Below are 19,256 nucleotides of genomic sequence, written 5' to 3'. Positions count from 1 at the left end.
ACAATGCTTTTTAGATAAACAGGCTCGACATGTTCACCATATTCAAAACTTTTTTCTGGCTGGGTTGGTTCAGCTTCGGCGGCCCGGCGGCTCATATTGGTTATTTTCGCCAAACCTTTGTTGAGAAACTGAAATGGCTTGATGACAGCGAGTACGCGCAAATTGTCGCACTCAGTCAGTTTTTGCCGGGACCGGGCTCAAGCCAAGTTGGCTTTGCTTTAGGCTATAAACGCGGCGGTTTAAGTGGCGCATGCGCAGCATTTGTCGGATTCACGCTTCCTTCGGTGATCATCATGTTGGCGCTGGCGATGGTGAGTAGCCAAATCACCGACACCGCAATGTTCCAAAACATCGTTCACGGCCTAAAACTGCTAGCAGTCGTCGTCGTGGCGGATGCTACTTGGGGCATGTACAAAAATTTCTGCCAAAGTAAACTGACCGCGGGTTTGTGCGTCGCGACTGCGATTGCGTTGCTGGTGGCACCAAGCATCATGACGCAAATGTTCGTGTTGATCGCAGCAGGTTTTGTCGGAATGCGATATCTAAAGAAAGACTCCGCGCCATCAGCCGAGCCGTTTAAACCGTCTATCGCGCCATTGGCTCTATTTGCGGTGCTTTTACTCGGCTTACCGTTAGTGGCTCATACGTTACCTTTGCTTGGGCTGTTTAGTGATTTTTTCCAAGCTGGTAGCTTAGTGTTTGGTGGCGGTCATGTGGTTCTGCCGCTTCTGCAAAACATTGTTGGCGACCAGCTCAGCCAAGATGCATTTTTAACAGGCTACGCCGCTGCACAAGCTGTACCGGGGCCAATGTTCACCTTTGCGACTTTTATCGGTTATGAGCTTTCGGATACGCCAATTTTAGGCGCTCTGATCGCAACGCTTGGCGTATTCCTCCCAGGGTTTCTTTTACTGCTTGGCGTTCTTAAAAACTGGCAAGCACTGGCAGGCAAACCGCTGGTCTCCGGCGCCATCAACGGTGTAAATGCCTCGGTAGTAGGGTTACTACTCGCGGCACTTTACCAGCCAGTATTTAGCAGCGCAGTTATTGCTCCCATCGACATGGCGTTAGTGATTGCGGGTTTCTATCTACACAAAAAGCTCAACCTTTCGGTTCTGTGGATGATCGTGTTTTTTGTGGCGGCAGGCCTTGTCACGGGCATGATGTAGCCTGCTGATACGCCAACTATTGAATCCAGATAAACCACGGGTACTCAAATACGAGTGCCCGTTTTCTCAACTAAGCTTAATGATATTGGAAGGATAGAGATGACGGATCATCAATGGAACAAGACAACAATTACGAGCTCAACCTTAGCTGGCAGCAAAAAGCATCGGCTTTACTCACATCAGTAAAGAATGAGTTATTGAACGATAGGATTTTCTACACCTATTGCTTTATCTCGACTGCTGTCATTTATCTTTGTTCTTTGTATCTCGATTTCCCTATCGATTACTCTTTTACCACTTACCTTGAAACACTCATACAAGCTTTGTATGTCACAGGTTTAAGCTGGTGTATCTACTATTATTTCTATCTCATACTGCGCAAAGAAAAACAGCCAGCAAAGCGCTTCATACGAAAACTGAAGCATCTTATTTTTCCGCTGTACCGACCTGTATCAGTGTTTGTTTCGATGATGGCACTCAACCTGATTTTCTCTAACCACACGTTTTTGAAGTCGCTGATTCCAATCATCAATCCTTTCAAGTGGGATCTGACCTTTGCGAATATTGATTCGTTGCTACACTTCGGCGTTGCTCCGTGGGAGTTGACCCATGCATTATTCTCCAATGCTTGGGCCTCATTAGGGCTAAATGTAGCCTACAACGCATGGTTTTTTTGTATGTGGGGTATACTCATCTTTTTCCTTATCTACAAAAAATACCCGTTGGTAAGGCAACAGTTTTTACTCACGTTCGCACTGTCTTGGATGATTCTTGGTGTCTTCTTCGCCACGCTGCTTTCTTCAGCAGGCCCTTGTTATGTGGAGCTTATCACTGGAGATGAACAGTTTGTTCCTCTGATGAAAACGCTCGAAGTCCAAAGCCAATATCTTACCAATGTAGACGCTGGGCAATTGTGGGCATTGCCTACACAGCAATATCTTTGGGATGAGTACATCGCGAATGCCAATGGTATTGGCTCTGGCATTTCGGCAATGCCGAGTTTGCACGTTTCCATTGCTGTTTTGATGGCGCTATCAATTTATAGACTCAACAAAACCATCGGCTACTTTGCTTACGCTTTCGCAGTCATCATTCAAATCGGTTCGGTACATTTAGCCTGGCATTATGCGATTGATGGCTACCTCGCAACACTCTTGACGGTGATGTTATGGAAGATAGTTGGTTGGGCTTTACGGCGCTATGCTTCTTACCCTGAAAGAAGCGAATGACGGCTAATTGAACAAACACCTTTGCAACGGACTACTCCCCATAAATGAAAAAGCCACTCTATCTTGCAGAGTGGCTTTCTTTTAAAAGGGTCTTCAAATTTATTGGAGAAGCGCGGTAGAGGTATCCCCTCGCTCTCTCACCATTGCCAATGCTCGTTCTAGGTTTTTATTTGCCAGTTCATAGTAGGCAGGGTTCTTATCAATAGCCTGTTGTAAATAAGGAATCGCCTCTCCTGGTTTGCCTTGAAGGATCAAGAAATAGCCAACATTGTTGAGCGCTTCGGGTTCTGTCATGTGTCGACTAAAAATACTCAGAGCTTGTCGTGGCTGATCTTTAGCTAAAGCAATGAGACCTAAATTATTGATTCCTCTCTCATCTCCTGGCTTGATACTTAGTGCGGCTTGAGTAAAGTGCGCCGCTTTTGAGTAAGCTTTTTCCATGTAGTAGGAGTAGCCAAGGCTGACCAAAGCGTTTACGTTTCTTGAGTCAATATCCAACGCTTTTCGAATTAACGCCTGCGCAATATCGTGGTCGCCACGAATGTCGTAAAGCACACCTAGACCGGAGTAAGCAGAGACTGGTGATTTATCATCATAGCGATATGTTGCAACGCTCTCTGCAGTAATGTTGTCTTTAGTGATGGTAGGATCGCCATCCATGCGAATTTGGTCAGCATTCAAAGCGCGTATGTAGTAGCTTTTCCCGACGTCCTTTTCTCCACGCTTCGTGTATAAAGTACCAAGCTCAGTCAGGGAGCCAATATGATCGGGGTTCTCAGCCAAAGATGCTCGAAATGATTTATCGGCGAGTTCTGAATTCTCCCTAGCTAAATGGATGCGCCCCACGGTGTACAAGGTTTTATCTTTATGGACTGCATTCGGGAAAGAGAGTGAGCGAATATATTCATACAAGGCTAAGTCGACATTTTTGTTGCTTAATGCAATATCCCCTCGTGAGATTGCCTCTTCCTCTGTTTTGGGAGGTTCATCATTAGTGAGAGACTCAACGGGCTTACCTGAGTACAGCGTTGAATCGAAATCTGATGACTGTTCAGTTGTTGAACATGCGGTAAGCACCAACAACGAGATGATGACGTATTTCTTAATCCACATAACGATCCCTATTTTGCTTTTTAATTAGAAAATGCCTCAGCCAATGAAATTAACGCAGGTCCGATAGCCACTATAAAAAAGCAAGGCCAAATAAATAGCACCATTGGAAACATCATTTTGACTGGGATTTTTGCAGCAATTTCTTCTGCTGCTTGTTGACGCTTATCCCTGTAGTCTTCGGTATATTCACGCAAGGAGTTGACTAAACTCCCCCCTATTCGAGAGGCATGGCTAAGCATACTTACCAGCCCCATTAATTCTTCTAACCCTGTTCTTAATACTAGCTCCCTCAGCGCTTCTGGCATTGGTTTACCCGCTTTAATTTTGTTGCACACCGTATCGATTTCATCGGCAAGCTCTGGGTGAGAAATAACCAGTTCATCAGCAACCCGACGCAACGCTGCATTAAAGCCAAGCCCTGATTCGGTACAAACCACCAGCAAATCAAGCATGTCGGGCACACCTGCACGAATCGCTTGCTGACGCTTGTTCACCATTCGACGCAAAATAAAATCAGGAAATAAAAGCCCAATAAATACGGATAACGCCATATACGTGTACAGGTATTTAGATTCCGGAACCGAGAAATACACCAGTGCCGCCACCATCACACCTAAGATCGTCGTGACCGATTTAATGGCATAAAACATCGATAATGCATTGCTTTCATGAAACCCAGCATGCATCAGCTTATTGCGTGTCGTTTGGCGCTCTTTTTCACTGGTTGGGGAAGTTAAAGGCGCTAACGACTCCAAGGTGTCTGACATTTTTTTGTTGTGATGAGAGACTTCTTTCTTATCACCAGACAATTCGGCTAACTTTCGTTTAATTGGCGAGTTAACCCCGATAATTATCGAGCCTAACGTCATCACAACCAACACTGTAGTGATGAGGATCAACCCCATAAGCAGTGTTTCTTGGCCGACAGCAAAATCGTTTAACCATCCTTGAATACTTTCCATGGCTACACCTCAATATTGACGATTTTACGAATCCAAAGCGTGCCGATAAACAACGCTACCATCCCACCAATGACCATTTTGATCCCCATTGGATGCGTGTGGAGTAACTCAATATACTCAGGTCGAACAAGGGAAATGATGACGTACAAACCAAAAGGCGCTAATACTAATACCCATGCCGACATTCGAGATTCCGCCGAAATGGTTTTTATTTTTCGAGCGAGTTTGAAACGAGCACGTAGGATATGGGAGAGCTTCTCAATGTTTTCGACTAAGTTACCACCCGTTTCCTTTTGCAGTAACACAGCACTGGAGAAAGCAAGCATAGATACGGTAGGAGTTCTCTCCGACATTTGCATAATCGCCAAGCGGAGGTCATAACCATAGTTGAGTAAGTTAAAGGTATTCATGAACTCAGGACCAAGAGGAGCACTAACCTCTCTGCCTACTTCTCCAAACCCCTGCGTAATTGGCTGCCCTGCCTGCAAAACTCGCTTGATGATATCGAGAGCCTCTGGCAGTTGCTCTTCAAATTTCATTAAACGATCAGCAATCCTTTTCTGTATGTAGAAGTAAACAGACACCCAGCAAGCAAAAGCAACACCAGCACAGAGGTACCAAACTTGCCCGAACAAGAACAGAAATAGACCAACCGCAGTCCCTCCGAGGAATGTGAGGAAAATAAACCGACTGAACCCCATGTGTATCCCAGCCAGTTCCAACTTCTTCTTAAAGTTATCGAACAGGCTAAACCTCACAAGCCATCGCTCTAATGGCGATAGATTCTTGAGCGAGTTTTCCCTTAATAAAGAAATACTCTCTTGATCAATATGTTTATGGCTTTCGTGTATCCGCTTGATTAATTGCTTATGCTTAACCTTTTTACCCGCAGAAGGCAGAATTAACGCTTGGCTAATAAAGAATACGGACAAAAACAGCAGTACAAGAAAAAGGGGGAATTGACTATCCATAGCAATCTCCTAACGGGCTTTTTCATTGAATATTTCAAATGGTACGTCTAAGCCTCGTTTTACTAATTGGTCATGGCAGCTTGGTACAATCCCTGTAGCCATGTAATCACCTAACACATTGCCTTCTTGATCGACCCCTCTTCTTTGGAAGGTGAAGATCTCCGACATGGTAATAACGTCACCTTCCATGCCATTGATTTCTTGTACGCTAACCATGCGACGTTTACCGTCTTCCTGACGATCCATTTGCACAACAATATTGATGGCAGACGCGATCTGCGCTCTCAAGTTTTTTGTCGACACATTCCACCCTGCCATCGAGAACATATTCTCAATCCGGCTCAACGCATCTCTTGGTGTATTCGCGTGGATAGTAGCCAAAGACCCATCATGACCCGTGTTCATTGCGGATAGCATATCCACCGCTTCTGAGCCACGAACCTCACCAACAACTATCCGATCGGGACGCATACGTAGTGAGTTTTTTACTAAATCACGCTGAGAAATTTCACCCTTACCCTCGATATTGGAAGGACGTGTTTCCAAACGGATAATATGTGGCTGTTGGAGTTGTAACTCTGCTGAGTCCTCAATGGTTACAATGCGTTGGTCGCTAGGAATAAAGCTCGACAAAATATTTAGCGTGGTTGTTTTACCAGAACCTGTACCTCCAGAAATCAGGATATTCATTTCCCCCACAACCGCCGCATTAAGAAACTTCGCCATTTCAGGAGACAACGATCCAAGTTCTAATAAGTTATCCATGTTCAAACGTTCAACCGCAAAACGTCGAATAGAAACTGAAGGCCCATCAATAGCAAGAGGAGGTATAATCGCATTAAAACGTGAGCCATCTTTGAGTCGAGCATCCACCATGGGTGAAGCCTCATCGATCCTTCGACCCACTTGGCTTACAATACGGTCGATAATGTTGCGCAAATGGCGTTCGTCTAAAAAGGTGTGCGGTGTTTTCTCCAACTTACCAAAACGTTCGACGAAAATATTTTTCGGGCCATTTACTAAGATATCTGAGATTGTTTGATCTTCAAGAAGTGGCTCAAGAGGCCCCAGGCCGAACACTTCATCTTCAATTTGATGTATTACGCGGTTTCGCGCTTCTGAACTCAATGGGTGTGTTTGATCTTCCGCAATGAGCTGAACAACCGCTTCGCGCAACTCCTCTTTCGCGCGATCTTCTTGCAAGTGCGATAGAAGCCCGAGATCCAAGGTATCCAGTAGTTTCTTGTGGTAGTAGTGTTTTATCGAGAGATCTTGTTCTAATTGCTTTTTCTGCTCCTCGATCGCTTTCATCTTGGCTTCTACCGGCGACAAAGACTTTTGCTCATCTGACGAGTCTTCATCAGATTTTGCCAACTCGACATTCACAACTTTGGACTCTTTTGTTTCATCTACGGAATTGAAAGAACTCCCGACGCCTTTCCGTTTGAAAAACATAACTCCCCCTTACTAAGAAAATAGTTTTTTTATCCAACTTTGATTCTCTTTGGTCGGACTTTCTAATAAGTGCGATATTTCAGCCAAAGACGCTTTCAGCGCACTATTTTTCTTAGATTGAACAATTGGGTTGCCCAAATTAGCGCTCTCGATAGCAATAGCAAAGTTATTAGGTACTAAGTGTATTGCATGTCCACTAACCGCATTTTCAATGTCTTTCAACGATATTGTCGATTTCTTTTCAAAACGATTAACAATTAGTTCAACCTGATGACTACTTAAACCATAGTCTAATTCTAAAGAACGTATATAACTAACAGCATGCTTCACCGAGGTAACATTCTGTTGCAGAATCAAAAAAACATGTGTTGCCGGAGAAACAATTTGTTGGTAAACGTGCTCAACGCCATGAGATAAATCCACAATAATATGTGAGTAAAACTGCCTCAAAATAGGTAATAATTTACTAACTTGAACCGCATGCTTGTAATTACCTTTTGGATCATTTTGGTTAAAACACAAATAATTCAAACCTGAAGGATGCTGGTAGACTAGTCCTTCTAGTGATAATTCATCTAAATCATTAACAGAATCAATCACATCATTAATATTGTATTTAGGCTTACAGTTTAAATAATCAGCGGCATCACTAAACTGCATATCCAAGTCAACGAGCAACACTTTACTCTTAGCATAGCTTGATAATTCTATTGCTGTATTAATAGCCAAAGTGGTTGCTCCAGAGCCACCTTTTGTATTAATAAACAATGTTAGATCGCCCATTTTCTTATTAGCAATCTTTTCATCCGCGGTAGATTTTAATAAAGGATATAGCTCGCCAAAATCAACCGAACGAGACAAATAATCTGTTGCCCCAAGCCTTAATGCCATTTTAAGGGATGCAGTATCGTTCTCGTCGCCAAATACAATCAAAGCGGTATGATTATGCTGTAAACTGCTGTCACTAGAATAAACATGAGCCACTTTCTGAGCCCAGCTTTCACCGGTTTCAATATAAATGAGATCAGGAACTTGCTTATTTTTCACAAAGTCCAAGTTAAAGGTATCTAGCTCTATCCAATCAATATTTAGATTTACACACCTTGATAGTTCATCAGCAATGTGAATTTTAAAATTTGATGTAGAATAAACTATCCAAATAATCAAGTTAGTTTTTAAACTTTTATGTGTTTCATTATCCATTTTGACTGGTTTCAACATAAAGCTACTCCGCGGAACAATCCGAATAAACAGCAGGGTTATCAGCTTCAGGCTTTAATACACCTAAGCTTTCTGCCGGCAATACAGTTTCAAAAGCAGGCGTTTTTCCTACTGCACTAATAAGCGCAGCTAACACAAAAAACTTAAATTCATAATCAACTGCTCTTGCTTGAACATATTTTATTTTTGAAAACTGAGCATCTAACACTGTAGATGCTGCAGGTGGAGTACTCAAAAAATCCGACACATCAACAGTTGCACCTGTATCGTCTAAATATTCGATTTGTAAATTATTAGCGGTAAAACCTGAAGGATATAGACTCTCCAAAGCTTGATGATTAGGTATTTCATCACGTTCAGAAATAAAACAAACCGTGGCAAGTCGTGCCGCTCGCCTGGTAATTTCGTTGACCATTTGCACTGAATAAAAGTAGATTGCAAACTCAATAATCATGAACAGTACTAACATTACCGCAAGTGCAATTAACGAAAACTCAACTTGGGTCAGTCCTTTCTGTTTCCTTATCCATTGTTTCATGGGCTAGTCCTCATTGACGCAGAAGAGCCAATACTGAAAGCCAAAGAGGTTCCGGTAAAAGGTAAGGTTGAGAAAATAGGCTCATAATTATAAGTAGCCGATATGGTGACAACCTTATTGGTGTCCGTTGGTTGAGTCACAATAATGTCAGCAGCTTCAATATAGTCGATTACCGGCGTACCAACGCCACTCGGCGTGCCATAGATCACCACATTTTTAATATCAGATTCTTCAGCTATACCTTCAAAATCTAACGTGCCATAAGTATCAACCACGGCATACCGTGCGCCATTTTGCAACGCTTTGTTGACCTCTGTGTATTGAATAAAAGCTCGGCTCACGTCGATAACTAATACGGTCAGCATCAGTAGCACTGGCAATGCAAGAATAAACTCTATAATTGCCAGTCCTTTCTGGTTAGCCATCTTTTTCATCTGATGCTTTCTATTGGAGTACATCATATTAAGACCCTCCACTTGACGGGTCTTTGTATAGAACGATTTTGTATGGCCCAACTCCATCTTCATCCGGATCTACCCCAGACGACGCATTTTTTACCGTACAATCCTCTAGAAACTGACCGAATATTTCCGATTCATTCCCCTTGTTTTGCACTTCCTGAGTAACAAAAAAGCATCCTAGGCCCAGTACTTCTAAATCCATCTTGCCGCCTTTTTTTGGAGCTTCATCACAACGAACGATCGGCACTCGTAATACCCTTCGATCGGTTTTCCCATCCGCTCGGTAATATTGCGACTTGCACGCGCCAGGCCCCCCCGTACAAGCGGCTAACCCTTCGACATAATCGGCATAATAAAACGCATCGTTATCAACGGCCGGATCTTCCGCATCCTGATATTGTTGTTGGTAATTGTCGTATGTTACGTTGGACTCTTCGATGTACTTATCTGAAGTAATGCCTTCATCTGGCTTACCCCCATCAAATCTCGTATTTAGACCTTGAGCTACTGGTCCCGTACCTTTACCAGTCTCTGTTGTGACTAAATCACCGACTGTTATGCACTCCTCAGTATCCCCTGCCAGCATTTCTCTTACTGTATTTTTACCGGAACCAAAGTCTAAAAGGTGGTAGTTACCCGAACCAATGCCACCATCCGTGTGCCCTGATGGTTTCAATACATGAATAGTGTCAGCATCTCGATCTTGTGCGCCATTGTAGTTTGGGTTTGAAGAAGGAATGTATCCCCACGCCAGATCAGCTGAGCCTACATCGCCACACATAGCAATAGGCGACACGTTACATGTAGTAATGCTTGGCGCACTTGGTCCTGCAACAGCACTTGCTGACACCCCTTTGTCGAGCCCAAACATGCCACTTAAATACTGTGTCAAAAGAACATTACTAACGGCAACACGAACATAGATGTCGCTGTCACTGCCCAAAGAGAACTCTCCAGCTTCAACAAATGAGCCTTTAGCGTTCGAATTTGAGAAAGTTACATCTATGTTTTCCCCCGTGTAAACTAATTCTTGGTTACCATCAGACGCAGCAGAATGAGTCAGAGCATCATTCGCCGCTTGCGTCGCTAAACTAAGCCGCTCAGCCAAATCTGCCGCGTCGGTCCTTTCATCGACGACAACCGCAGCCGCTAATGCAGCGGAGTCGACCGCGTTTTGTAGTCTTGTTTTATTGAGTACTTGGTGATTCAAATCAATACCAAAGGCTGCAACACCAAGTAAAAATAATAAAACTAAACTAATTAATACCAAGGTAATCCCTTTCTGAGCTCTCCTTGGCGCTATATGCATATTCCTTCGCATAGCCCCTCCTAAGTGAACGTATCACTTAATCATCTTTGGCTACCCCATTGTTGTTATATACCTCTAAGCTAACTTGTGTGCGCTCACCACTACCTTCCGGTAAGTAGCCCAAATTCTCATACCAGGCTTCTGGATTCAGAGTTTGTTCAGCGCGCAGCTGGCTAACCGAGATACCAAGCTCGGGGTCATTCGCACAGCCAAACAAGCCGAATGATGTGAAACAAATGGTCATTATCATTATGCTTTTCATCTTGTTCTCCCACTTATAGACTGTGCCCAAACTTGCCCTCAGAGCCACCTTCTGACGAACCGTATTGAATAAAATTGTTGTTAGTATCTTCTTCACTAATGTCGTTTAGCTGGTACCTATCGAAATCCAACTCAGCACCTTTACCAAGCAAATAGAACTCCACATCGTTTGGAGCAACAAAACCATCTGTTGGTAGAGTGATTCGACGTCGATCAATTGGGGTTGCTAATCGAGGAGTAACCAGAATGACTAGTTCTGTTTCCCCAGAGGTAAATTCTTCACTCTTAAACAAGCGGCCTAACACAGGTAGATCACTCGCACCAGGTATACCATTCGCAACGTTACGCGCGTTTTCACTCAATAGCCCCGCAATACCAATGGTTTGACCATCTGCTAGCTCAATCGTTGTACCAGCACTTCGTTTTGTGATTGGTGGAATAAAGAAAGTGGCATTCACTTCGTTTGGATTAAACGTCAACACACCAGAATTGGAAATTTCACTCACATTGACGTTCAGTTTGAGATTGATTCTCTTATCGCTCAAAATAAACGGAACAAAGTCGAGTTGAACACCGTACTCTTTGTAGTCGATGGTAATGCCATCTTCATTTGGTACTGGAATTGGGAATTCACCACCAGCGACAAACTCGGCTTGCGTACCACTTAATGCGGTAAGGCTAGGCTCTGCCAGCACTTTCGCTACGCCATTTTGCTTCGCCACATCAAGCGCAAAGGTAAACAAGGTATTACTGTCGATAAACGATCCGAGAAAACCGAAATCTTCGACTGTTGGGACGTTCAAAATCGGTCCAATGCCATCAATACCGCCACCAGCAGTCGTACCACCCCAAGTAAAATCCCCACTTCTTTGGAAAAAGTGGAAGTTTGAGTCGAAGCGTCTTACAAGTGTGCGCTGTACTTCGGCAACGGTAACTTCTAGCGTCACCTGCTGAGCACCACCAATAGAAAGTAGATTGATGACCATACTTTCATCATCTTTAGAGCTATCATCTTCTTCATCTGCCGCTTCACCCAAAGCAAAGGTTTCAGCAATTTTGACCGCAGTGTCCATGTTTTGCTGACTGCTGACCAAGCCTCTAAGTACCACTTTTTCTTGCGCACTGTGCACTTCGATATTTTCATCCGGCAAGAACTGATAAAGCTTCGACTTAAGCGTATTTAGATCATGCGTGACTTCCACGTTAAACTGCTCAATTAACCGGCCTCTGCGATCCCACACCGACACATTCGTGGTACCTAACTTCTTACCAATAAGAAACAGCTCGTTCGATCTGAGCACTAAAATATCCAAGACTTCTGGATCCCCTAACGTCACTTTCTTTGCTTGGCCTGATATCATCAATTGAGTTGATTGGTGATGTGCAACGGTTACGACTTTTCCTGACTGCGCCGTAGCTGCGTTAACAGACAAGCTGACGAAAAGTAACTGGCTAACAAGTAATATTATTGTTTTCATAATTCACCTAATTGCTGACTCGGACACTGGATGCCTGAGATCCCTTAATAATGGTCACACTAGGTCGTGGCGTGTATTTTCTTGCTACAACAGGTTTATCCACTTCATGAGGGTTGCGCAGAGCAAGCTGTATATCGCCTTTGCTGTTCGCCGATAAGAGCTTTTCTGCCTCTTTCGGTGTTACTTCTAAAGTCACAGCGCGTACAATCACGGGTTTGTTATCATTCGTTTTGGCTGTTTGGTCCACCGCAAGAACATTGATATTTTTAAGCACTGTTTTTGTTGTGGCGTTTTTACCTTGTCCATAACTCACTGTATTCAGGACATCGACCTTGTTGCCTGGTAACAAAAAACCTGCCACACCGATAACGTCATTTACGCGAATAGTGATTGCTCGCTTGTTTTCTGGAATTAATGCAGCAAGTGTTGCGCCTTCACCAGGTAGGGCAAGGCGATGAGGGTTAACAAGTTCACCCGCGTAAATAGTATTGGCAACGATTCTTCCCAATGCCTGTTCTTTTACTTTCAATGTTTCATCATCTATCCAGTCCACTTCCATGAGCTTAGTAGACAAATGTTTCTCAGAGAGAATAGTTCCTGGTTCTAGCTCCATGGCGGCAACTAAAACGGGATGCCTTTCGACCTCTTCTAACTCGACTGTTGGTTGGTTTCTGCCATCCATCCATTGTTTAGCTATCAACACGGCAGCAAGGCCGAAAACAATGGAGAGTAGCAATAGCATGATGACTTGAGTCCGACTCATAATTTAGATCTCCCTATTCATCCACTGTGAAATACAGTCCCCAGGCACGAGTTAAAATGTCTGATGAGACGACTTTTCGTTTTCCTTCAAAAACGAGAACGTCTCTGCTAATGCCCAAAAGATCTTTAGGTAAGCATGGATAATTAGGCATTTTATTTTCACGGTGCAATTGATTTAATGTGTCAAAAAATTCAGGCGACAACGCGAGTTGCAAGTCTTTGGACAGCGATAACCAAAGCGCTTTATAGTCATCATCACCAAGTGGCTTAAACTCAATTTTGTACCCCAGACGGCGTAAAAAAGCAGGGTCAGCAATTTTGCTTGGTGCAAAATTGGATGAGAATGCCAAAGTAAGCATAAATGGCACCGTTACTTGTTGACCATTTGGCAGCGCCAGATGGTCAAATAAGTATTCCATTGGAACGATCCATCTATTTAGCAAGGCATCAACAGGCATTGACTGACGACCGAGATCATCAATCACTAAGATTCCGTTGTTAGCCATCATTTGAAGTGGCGCAATCCATACACGATTATGCTCGCTGTGGTTTACCTCAAGCATCTCCAATGTCAGCTCACCGCCCACTTGAATGTTTGGTCTTTCACAAAGAACCCAGCGTTTGTCGTAATGGGTTTCCAACTTAACGAAAACCTGAGAATGGGAGTTGTCTAAACGACGGTGATGATGCTCTGAGAACACTTTGATGATGTTGCCATCGGCATATACGGCGTAAGGAATAAACACCGAAGTGTTCATTGCATTGAGCACTCTTGATGCAACGTAACTTTTACCAGTACCCGCGTGGCCGTAAAGCAACAAAGCTCGTCCAGAGTTGATAGCAGGTCCGAGAACAGGAACTAAGTGATCCGAGCCAAAAACATCAGATAATGCACGCTCTACATCGATACGGGTAACAGGGTTTTTGCGTAGATCTTGTCCTTCAACAACGGTCCAATACTCTTCCAAAGAAACTGGAACAGGACCGATATATGGATCTTTTCTATATGCAATGTCTGCTTCCGCAAGTCCTAATTCCGTTAGACTATAACGAATGTTCGAGTACGAATGGTTTAGCTTCTCAGATGTAGGCTGATATACCTCAACCCAGCTTCGTTTCCTCAACTGCGCCAAAGCAAGTTCAACAATATTTGAAACCACACATAACCGCTGTGTTAACTCGATCAAATCACATTTCGGATAAGCTGACAGGTGTTTCAACACTAAGTTTTCAACGACTGAAGCCGGTATGCCAAGACCTTCTACCGATGAAGGTACTTTTGGTGGATTTATTTGTGGCACGAGTTTTTCCCAATACACAGAGCCCATCACACTTCCCCTCCTTGAAGTTGCTTAGCCAACTGATGCTGCATGCCATTTATTATTTTTATTTAGTGGGTATAGGAAAAATAAGCTAATCCAATTACGATTATCGGCGCGAATGGAATGACTAACGGCTTACTGGACCTAAAACCTGGTGTTACTTTTTCTAAGCAATACCCTTTAATCTGATGTGATAGAGCAACACTAGTCGATGACACATGTAGCATTAGATAAAAAATGCCGACAATGCCTCCAGCGAGTATTATCCCGGTAGACGCTTCCCCAAGGTTACTCAATCCCAACCATGCCCCTATGACGGCGAGTAACTTAACGTCTCCTCCAGCCATTACTTTGAAAAGATACAGCGCGAAACACACCGCAAACGCAACCAACCCACCATATAAATGATCCAAACCAGTTGTGGCTGGGTTGTAAATTACGTTTGCAGTTACTGCAACCAAAAGCATAAGCACCGCTTTATTCGGTATTCTGTGTTTCTGTGCGTCTGAAACTCCAATCGCAATAAGTAATGACCAAATAATTAACTCGCTAACCATTACGAAGAGCTAATACGACCAGCTACTGAAGTGAACTTGTTAGACAAGGTTGTCCAGAAGCCTGAAGTCAAGAATGCAGTAACAATTAGTGCCGCACCTAGGATGTACTCCAAAAGTGTTAGCCCCTCTTCGTCTTCCATGAAGTCCTTGATTAGATTGCGAAAGTTATCCATAAGATTATCCCCTTTATTTAACCAAATCTCGCTTGTCCATGACGCAGGTATCATATACACCCGAATCATGCTTAAACATTAGTCATCAAGAATTAGGGGGGTTAGGACTTTTTTGCCAAAGGTTAGTACTTTCTTGCCTGTCTGCGCTTCAGAGGCGAAATGTATCATAAATAAGACACATCACTGTAAGCTATGTGACACATTTCACACTTGCAGTATGACTATATAAGCCTAAGCTTAATAAACGAAAGGGTGAGGTCTGAAGCTCAAGGAATGAGGCTCGACTGACCTCAATGCATACTAACATTGGTGTAGTACGTACTGAGCAGGATTCATATGGATAAACAGACCAAAGCTTACTGGATAGGAGAGACCCTTTGCTCGCTGCCGGAACAATTTCGTTGTGAGTTTGATGGGTGCTTTGACATTATGGACTGCAGTAAAGATATCTCAGTCCTCAGCGATAAAGAACATAGCTATTTCTTTTACTACATAACCTGTGATCATCAAGAGCACTTGAAAGGTGTTATAACGCTCTGTAAAAACCTCGACAAAAAACTAATCGTCGTATCTCCAAAAGATACGGTTCCCCACTTGCCGCCCAAGCATATTTGTGCGGAATATTATAAGTTGAACGAGCTCACTCTTCCTATCTGGCTTTCACAGATAAAATTGAAATACTTTTTGCATAGTAAAGTAGACGAAGAACAAATCTCGGTAGATAAACTTTTCTCTCGAAGCGGCAAGTCAAACTTTTCAGACGTAGTCCATTACATCGCCAATAACGTTCATAAGGACCTAAGAGAAGAGGAAGCAGCCGCTCTTTGCCATTACTCGCCGAACTACTTTTCCAAAGTTTTCCACCGTAAAGTGGGTATGTGTTTTCGTGATTATGTCACGGCGAAACGCATTTCATTAGCTAAGAAAATGCTAATTGAAAATGAATCGATGAAAATTGCTTACATTGCTTATCAGTGCGGGTATCGAGACGTTTCTTACTTTTCTCGAATTTTTAAGAAAAAAACAGGTCTGTCTCCAGCAAATTATCGACAGCAGTTTTAGGCTTTATTTGTAGCAACTGTCAGGACAACTAACGCTATCTTCCCCACATATTTCATCAAAATGCATTCCCGTGTCGCGATTTAACATGCTAAAGTTAACAATGCGTTAACAATTATAAATACAATGAGAAGACATGGAGTCACTTAAAATGAATCAGCCGAATCTAAATAGCGCTGCTGGTTGCGCTCTCCCACCACCAAATGAAATGATCCTCAAATGGGCTCAAGAGCGTCCAAATGAGGTCTACCTAAAACAAATTATTAACCGACAGTTTGTTGAGTACACATTCTCTGATGTTGCAGATCAAGCCTTAAAACTTGTCAGCGCACTACGCTCGCTTGGTGTAAAGCCTGGCGACAAAGTCGCGTTAGTATCTAAAAACTGTGCAGAATGGTTTATTTGCGATCTTGCTATGATGCTTGGTGACTATGTCAGTGTGCCAATCTTTCCTACCGCCGGTGCAGACACCATCGAATACTGTGTGACTCATAGTGAAAGTAAAGCGATCATTGGCGGAAAACTCGATGATCCCAAAGCAACTCAGCAAGTCATTGATGCTATGCCTGAACTCATTAGCATCGCTCTACCTTATGACACGGCACCTAAGTGTAAGCACGAATACCAAGCGCTCATTGCTGATGCAGTGCCAAGTGAAGAGCGTCCGCAGCATTACGATGACAAGCTAATGTCGTTGGTGTATACCTCAGGCACATCAGGGTTACCGAAAGGTGCGATGCTAACTTACGGCGCATTCAGTTGGTCTGTTCAGCAACTGATCAATCATATTGGTATCCAAGAAAACGACCGATTGTTCTCTTATTTACCGCTCGCTCATATTACAGAGCGTGTTTATATCTTCGGTTCATCGATTATGGGTGGCGTGCCAACAGCATTTCCAGAGTCACTGGACACTTTTATCGAAGATGTGAAGATGCACCGACCAACTCTGTTTATCTCCGTCCCACGATTATGGACGCTATTCCAGCAACGTATTCAAGACAAACTTCCACAGAAGAAGCTCAATATTCTGTTGAAAATCCCATTCGTCAATTCTTTGATCAAGAAAAAGCTAGCAGATGGTCTCGGTTTAGATCAGGCTCGAGTATTAGGCTGTGGCTCCGCACCTGTATCGCCAGCGCTGTTGGAATGGTACCACTCAGTGGGCCTTGATATCACAGAGGCTTGGGGGATGACGGAATCATTTGCCTACAGCACGCTCAACTACCCATTTAGAGCTGACAAAATCGGTAGTGTCGGTAATGCAGGGCCAGGCATTGAGTTAAAAATCGCAGCTGATGATGAAATCATGGTGCGTGGCAAAGGGCTATTTTCTGGCTACTACAAAAATGACATTGCCACCCAAGAGTCTTTTGATTCAGAGGGCTGGCTACACACAGGCGATATCGGCGCTATCGACTCAGATGGTTATCTAACGATTCAAGGCCGTAAAAAAGATAACTTCAAAACCGCCAAAGGTAAATTTGTCTCTCCGGTTCCTATCGAGAAAAAGCTTTTCGAGTACAGTCGCGTAGAGATGATGTGTCTCATCGGTTTAGGGCTACCCGCTCCGATTCTTTTGGTTGTGCCACATGACTTCCCTAACTTTGATCGAGAGCGATACGCACGTACCACACGTAAAGTTATTGCCAGGATGAACCAAGAACTCGCCTCTCATGAGCAAATCAAAGGTGTGTTAATGATTAAAGAACCTTGGAGTATAGAAAATGGCGTACTGACGCCAACGCTTAAAATTAAACGTCATGTGCTCGAACAAAAGTATCATGAGATAGGCCACAATTGGCCAAAAGATGAATTGGTCGTGTGGGAAGAAGACTTGTAATTTTGCTTGCACTCCTCAACACCATTGGGGAGTGCAACTTAACTTTGAGCTTGAATCAAACTCATAAACTACTCTCTCCAGAATGGCTTACTCACTTCACAACTAATCTCTCTTTCACCTAATCCAATATCGTCCCAAAGGTGCTTTGGTAACTCTCTCAAGTGACGACGTGTCTTATAGTTCCTTCTCCAAGCCGCCAGTTTAGAATAAATTAACTGTAACCCGCTCTGATGGGCAGTAGGTATAGTACGTTCACAAGTGTGTGTCATGTTTTCCATTTCAAAGATTCCTATACAATGTTGACCACTTAATAATCAGCGACTACGCTGATATCCTCAAACGATAGAATCTGCCATAGAGTTAAGGAAAACTAATGTGAAAGATCGAATGCCTCCCTTACAGGGCTTGTATTACTTTTTCGTAGCAGCAAAGGAAGGAAGCTTTAAAACGGCAGCAAAAGAACTGTTTGTTACGCCAGCGGCCATTAGTCAACAAATTCGTCATTTAGAAGAGTTCTTAGGCACGGACCTATTTGTTCGTCAGCACAGAAAAATCGTGCTCACACCTGAGGGAGAGCTACTGTTTAGTCAGGCAGAAAGAGGGTTTGCTCATTTGCAGCAAGGGGTTAGATTAGTCAATCAAGATCCAAACCCGAACCACCTTTCGATATCAACACTCCCCTCTTTCGCTCATCATTGGTTAGTCCCGAAGATTACGGCTTTTCGCCAGCGTCACCCTGATATCGCCTTGCTATTAGAACCAACCAATGATTTGGTGTCTTTTCAAGATAGCCAGATAGATTTATGTGTTCGTTACGGTTTAGGAAAGTACCCCAATTTAGAATCACAATGGCTGATGGACGAAGCTTTTTATCCAGCTTGTCATCCGGTGTATCAGAAAGAGCACGGGATCTATAACATCGAGGATTTAAGCAAAGCTGAGCTGATTGAAGATGTTTGGCCTGATCTTGATTGGAATATGTGGTTAGCAACCTTGGGTCACTGCGCAGCAAAGCCTACCTTAAAATACAGTGGATCACATCTCGTGCTTGAGGCTGCACTATCACTTCAAGGCGTGGCATTAGTAAAACACAGTTTAGCTCATCAATATTTTCGTTCTGGCAAATTGGTCCGAATTGGAGATATCGCCATCAAGCCCAATTTTGCGTATTACTTGTGCGCGCCAAAAGGCTACTTAAAAAGACCTAAAGCTCAATTGTTTGCGCAATGGTTGAAGGAAGAAATAGAAATATTTGAAAAGTCAGTGGTGCCAGACTTTAGGACCATTGACCTAAAAGGCAACAGCACTAGAACGGCATCATAACAATCGTCAAAACAAACGCTAAATAGGAATAAAACAAAAACGCTCTGCGT

The 19,256-nt window shown here is 43.4% G+C and carries 20 protein-coding genes; 5 read left to right on the top strand and 15 right to left on the bottom strand.

Going from position 1 to position 19,256, the window contains the following annotated elements:
• The first annotated feature begins 29 nt into the window (after window positions 1-29).
• Both chrA and R7O03_RS10960 read left to right on the top strand, forming a co-directional pair.
• On the top strand, window positions 30-1,169 hold the full coding sequence (chrA, locus tag R7O03_RS10965) for a chromate efflux transporter (protein ID WP_262592473.1): 1,140 nt from the start codon (window positions 30-32) through the stop codon (window positions 1,167-1,169).
• A 113-nt stretch (window positions 1,170-1,282) separates the two neighbouring features.
• On the top strand, window positions 1,283-2,398 hold the full coding sequence (locus tag R7O03_RS10960) for a phosphatase PAP2 family protein (protein ID WP_262592472.1): 1,116 nt from the start codon (window positions 1,283-1,285) through the stop codon (window positions 2,396-2,398).
• A 99-nt stretch (window positions 2,399-2,497) separates the two neighbouring features.
• Here the strand turns inward: R7O03_RS10960 and R7O03_RS10955 are convergent, their stop codons facing one another.
• The 14 genes from R7O03_RS10955 to R7O03_RS10890 all read right to left on the bottom strand — a co-directional run bounded on the left by R7O03_RS10955 (window position 2,498) and on the right by R7O03_RS10890 (window position 14,981).
• Window positions 2,498-3,511, bottom strand: coding sequence for a tetratricopeptide repeat protein (locus R7O03_RS10955; RefSeq protein WP_005386465.1), 1,014 nt, complete (start codon window positions 3,509-3,511; stop codon window positions 2,498-2,500).
• 20 nt (window positions 3,512-3,531) lie between these two features.
• Window positions 3,532-4,473, bottom strand: a complete 942-nt coding sequence (locus R7O03_RS10950; protein WP_005386462.1) for a type II secretion system F family protein — start codon at window positions 4,471-4,473, stop codon at window positions 3,532-3,534.
• Between the two features lie 2 nt (window positions 4,474-4,475).
• Window positions 4,476-5,444 carry a type II secretion system F family protein gene (locus R7O03_RS10945; protein WP_046875024.1) on the bottom strand — a complete coding sequence of 323 codons (969 nt, stop codon included), beginning with the start codon at window positions 5,442-5,444 and terminating at the stop codon, window positions 4,476-4,478.
• Between the two features lie 9 nt (window positions 5,445-5,453).
• Entirely contained in the window at window positions 5,454-6,899 is a 1,446-nt protein-coding gene (locus R7O03_RS10940; protein WP_005386456.1) for a CpaF family protein, read from the bottom strand.
• A 12-nt stretch (window positions 6,900-6,911) separates the two neighbouring features.
• Window positions 6,912-8,120 carry an AAA family ATPase gene (locus R7O03_RS10935; protein ID WP_005386455.1) on the bottom strand — a complete coding sequence of 403 codons (1,209 nt, stop codon included), beginning with the start codon at window positions 8,118-8,120 and terminating at the stop codon, window positions 6,912-6,914.
• 4 nt (window positions 8,121-8,124) lie between these two features.
• Entirely contained in the window at window positions 8,125-8,658 is a 534-nt protein-coding gene (locus R7O03_RS10930) for a TadE/TadG family type IV pilus assembly protein (protein WP_005386454.1), read from the bottom strand.
• Complete coding sequence (locus R7O03_RS10925) at window positions 8,655-9,119, bottom strand: TadE/TadG family type IV pilus assembly protein (RefSeq protein ID WP_031781046.1); 465 nt, start codon at window positions 9,117-9,119, stop codon at window positions 8,655-8,657. Before R7O03_RS10925 ends, R7O03_RS10930 begins: the two co-directional genes overlap by 4 nt.
• 1 nt (window position 9,120) lies before the next feature.
• Entirely contained in the window at window positions 9,121-10,440 is a 1,320-nt protein-coding gene (locus R7O03_RS10920; protein ID WP_137282334.1) for a pilus assembly protein TadG-related protein, read from the bottom strand.
• Between the two features lie 25 nt (window positions 10,441-10,465).
• Window positions 10,466-10,690, bottom strand: coding sequence for a hypothetical protein (locus R7O03_RS10915; protein WP_031781045.1), 225 nt, complete (start codon window positions 10,688-10,690; stop codon window positions 10,466-10,468).
• Between the two features lie 13 nt (window positions 10,691-10,703).
• Window positions 10,704-12,167 carry a type II and III secretion system protein family protein gene (locus tag R7O03_RS10910; protein ID WP_005386449.1) on the bottom strand — a complete coding sequence of 488 codons (1,464 nt, stop codon included), beginning with the start codon at window positions 12,165-12,167 and terminating at the stop codon, window positions 10,704-10,706.
• A 7-nt stretch (window positions 12,168-12,174) separates the two neighbouring features.
• Window positions 12,175-12,930 (bottom strand): Flp pilus assembly protein CpaB, encoded by a 756-nt coding sequence (cpaB, locus tag R7O03_RS10905; RefSeq protein WP_005386448.1) that lies wholly within the window; start codon window positions 12,928-12,930, stop codon window positions 12,175-12,177.
• A 13-nt stretch (window positions 12,931-12,943) separates the two neighbouring features.
• Window positions 12,944-14,257 carry an AAA family ATPase gene (locus R7O03_RS10900; protein WP_165401630.1) on the bottom strand — a complete coding sequence of 438 codons (1,314 nt, stop codon included), beginning with the start codon at window positions 14,255-14,257 and terminating at the stop codon, window positions 12,944-12,946.
• A gap of 62 nt (window positions 14,258-14,319) precedes the next feature.
• Window positions 14,320-14,808, bottom strand: coding sequence for a prepilin peptidase (locus R7O03_RS10895; RefSeq protein WP_031781044.1), 489 nt, complete (start codon window positions 14,806-14,808; stop codon window positions 14,320-14,322).
• Window positions 14,808-14,981, bottom strand: coding sequence for a Flp family type IVb pilin (locus R7O03_RS10890; RefSeq protein WP_031781043.1), 174 nt, complete (start codon window positions 14,979-14,981; stop codon window positions 14,808-14,810). The genes R7O03_RS10895 and R7O03_RS10890 overlap by 1 nt, the downstream gene beginning before the upstream one ends.
• Before the next feature lie 336 nt (window positions 14,982-15,317).
• Between R7O03_RS10890 and R7O03_RS10885 the strand changes: the two genes are divergently transcribed.
• Together R7O03_RS10885 and R7O03_RS10880 are read left to right on the top strand one after the other, a co-directional pair.
• Entirely contained in the window at window positions 15,318-16,043 is a 726-nt protein-coding gene (locus R7O03_RS10885) for a helix-turn-helix domain-containing protein (RefSeq protein WP_151515083.1), read from the top strand.
• A 148-nt stretch (window positions 16,044-16,191) separates the two neighbouring features.
• Window positions 16,192-17,883 (top strand): AMP-binding protein, encoded by a 1,692-nt coding sequence (locus R7O03_RS10880; protein WP_031779037.1) that lies wholly within the window; start codon window positions 16,192-16,194, stop codon window positions 17,881-17,883.
• 68 nt (window positions 17,884-17,951) lie between these two features.
• Here R7O03_RS10880 and R7O03_RS10875 read toward each other — a convergent pair whose 3' ends face one another.
• Window positions 17,952-18,152, bottom strand: a complete 201-nt coding sequence (locus R7O03_RS10875) for a DUF1127 domain-containing protein (RefSeq protein ID WP_224721253.1) — start codon at window positions 18,150-18,152, stop codon at window positions 17,952-17,954.
• Window positions 18,153-18,258: 106 nt separating this feature from the next.
• On the opposite strand from R7O03_RS10875, the gene R7O03_RS10870 reads away from it, so the two are divergent.
• The gene (locus R7O03_RS10870; RefSeq protein WP_130545035.1) at window positions 18,259-19,206 is read left to right on the top strand and encodes a LysR substrate-binding domain-containing protein; all 948 of its coding nucleotides are present in this window, start codon (window positions 18,259-18,261) and stop codon (window positions 19,204-19,206) included.
• The last annotated feature ends 50 nt before the right edge of the window (window positions 19,207-19,256 follow it).

The organism is Vibrio sp. Vb2960, from assembly GCF_033337665.1.
Classification (GTDB): Bacteria; Pseudomonadota; Gammaproteobacteria; order Enterobacterales; family Vibrionaceae; genus Vibrio; species Vibrio alginolyticus.
This window is presented reverse-complemented; position numbering and strand designations above follow the sequence as displayed.

Bases quoted from the DNA above. Each gene is read 5' to 3' on its own strand.
- cpaB (WP_005386448.1), bottom strand. From the start codon at position 12,930: ATGAGTCGGACTCAAGTCATCATGCTATTGCTACTCTCCATTGTTTTC.
- R7O03_RS10900 (WP_165401630.1), bottom strand. From the start codon at position 14,257: ATGGGCTCTGTGTATTGGGAAAAACTCGTGCCACAAATAAATCCACCA.
- R7O03_RS10920 (WP_137282334.1), bottom strand. From the start codon at position 10,440: ATGCGAAGGAATATGCATATAGCGCCAAGGAGAGCTCAGAAAGGGATT.
- chrA (WP_262592473.1), top strand. From the start codon at position 30: ATGTTCACCATATTCAAAACTTTTTTCTGGCTGGGTTGGTTCAGCTTC.
- R7O03_RS10930 (WP_005386454.1), bottom strand. From the start codon at position 8,658: ATGAAACAATGGATAAGGAAACAGAAAGGACTGACCCAAGTTGAGTTT.
- R7O03_RS10960 (WP_262592472.1), top strand. From the start codon at position 1,283: ATGGAACAAGACAACAATTACGAGCTCAACCTTAGCTGGCAGCAAAAA.
- R7O03_RS10890 (WP_031781043.1), bottom strand. From the start codon at position 14,981: ATGGATAACTTTCGCAATCTAATCAAGGACTTCATGGAAGACGAAGAG.
- R7O03_RS10955 (WP_005386465.1), bottom strand. From the start codon at position 3,511: ATGTGGATTAAGAAATACGTCATCATCTCGTTGTTGGTGCTTACCGCA.
- R7O03_RS10885 (WP_151515083.1), top strand. From the start codon at position 15,318: ATGGATAAACAGACCAAAGCTTACTGGATAGGAGAGACCCTTTGCTCG.
- R7O03_RS10925 (WP_031781046.1), bottom strand. From the start codon at position 9,119: ATGATGTACTCCAATAGAAAGCATCAGATGAAAAAGATGGCTAACCAG.
- R7O03_RS10940 (WP_005386456.1), bottom strand. From the start codon at position 6,899: ATGTTTTTCAAACGGAAAGGCGTCGGGAGTTCTTTCAATTCCGTAGAT.
- R7O03_RS10880 (WP_031779037.1), top strand. From the start codon at position 16,192: ATGAATCAGCCGAATCTAAATAGCGCTGCTGGTTGCGCTCTCCCACCA.
- R7O03_RS10915 (WP_031781045.1), bottom strand. From the start codon at position 10,690: ATGAAAAGCATAATGATAATGACCATTTGTTTCACATCATTCGGCTTG.
- R7O03_RS10945 (WP_046875024.1), bottom strand. From the start codon at position 5,444: ATGGATAGTCAATTCCCCCTTTTTCTTGTACTGCTGTTTTTGTCCGTA.
- R7O03_RS10875 (WP_224721253.1), bottom strand. From the start codon at position 18,152: ATGACACACACTTGTGAACGTACTATACCTACTGCCCATCAGAGCGGG.
- R7O03_RS10935 (WP_005386455.1), bottom strand. From the start codon at position 8,120: ATGTTGAAACCAGTCAAAATGGATAATGAAACACATAAAAGTTTAAAA.
- R7O03_RS10910 (WP_005386449.1), bottom strand. From the start codon at position 12,167: ATGAAAACAATAATATTACTTGTTAGCCAGTTACTTTTCGTCAGCTTG.
- R7O03_RS10895 (WP_031781044.1), bottom strand. From the start codon at position 14,808: ATGGTTAGCGAGTTAATTATTTGGTCATTACTTATTGCGATTGGAGTT.
- R7O03_RS10950 (WP_005386462.1), bottom strand. From the start codon at position 4,473: ATGGAAAGTATTCAAGGATGGTTAAACGATTTTGCTGTCGGCCAAGAA.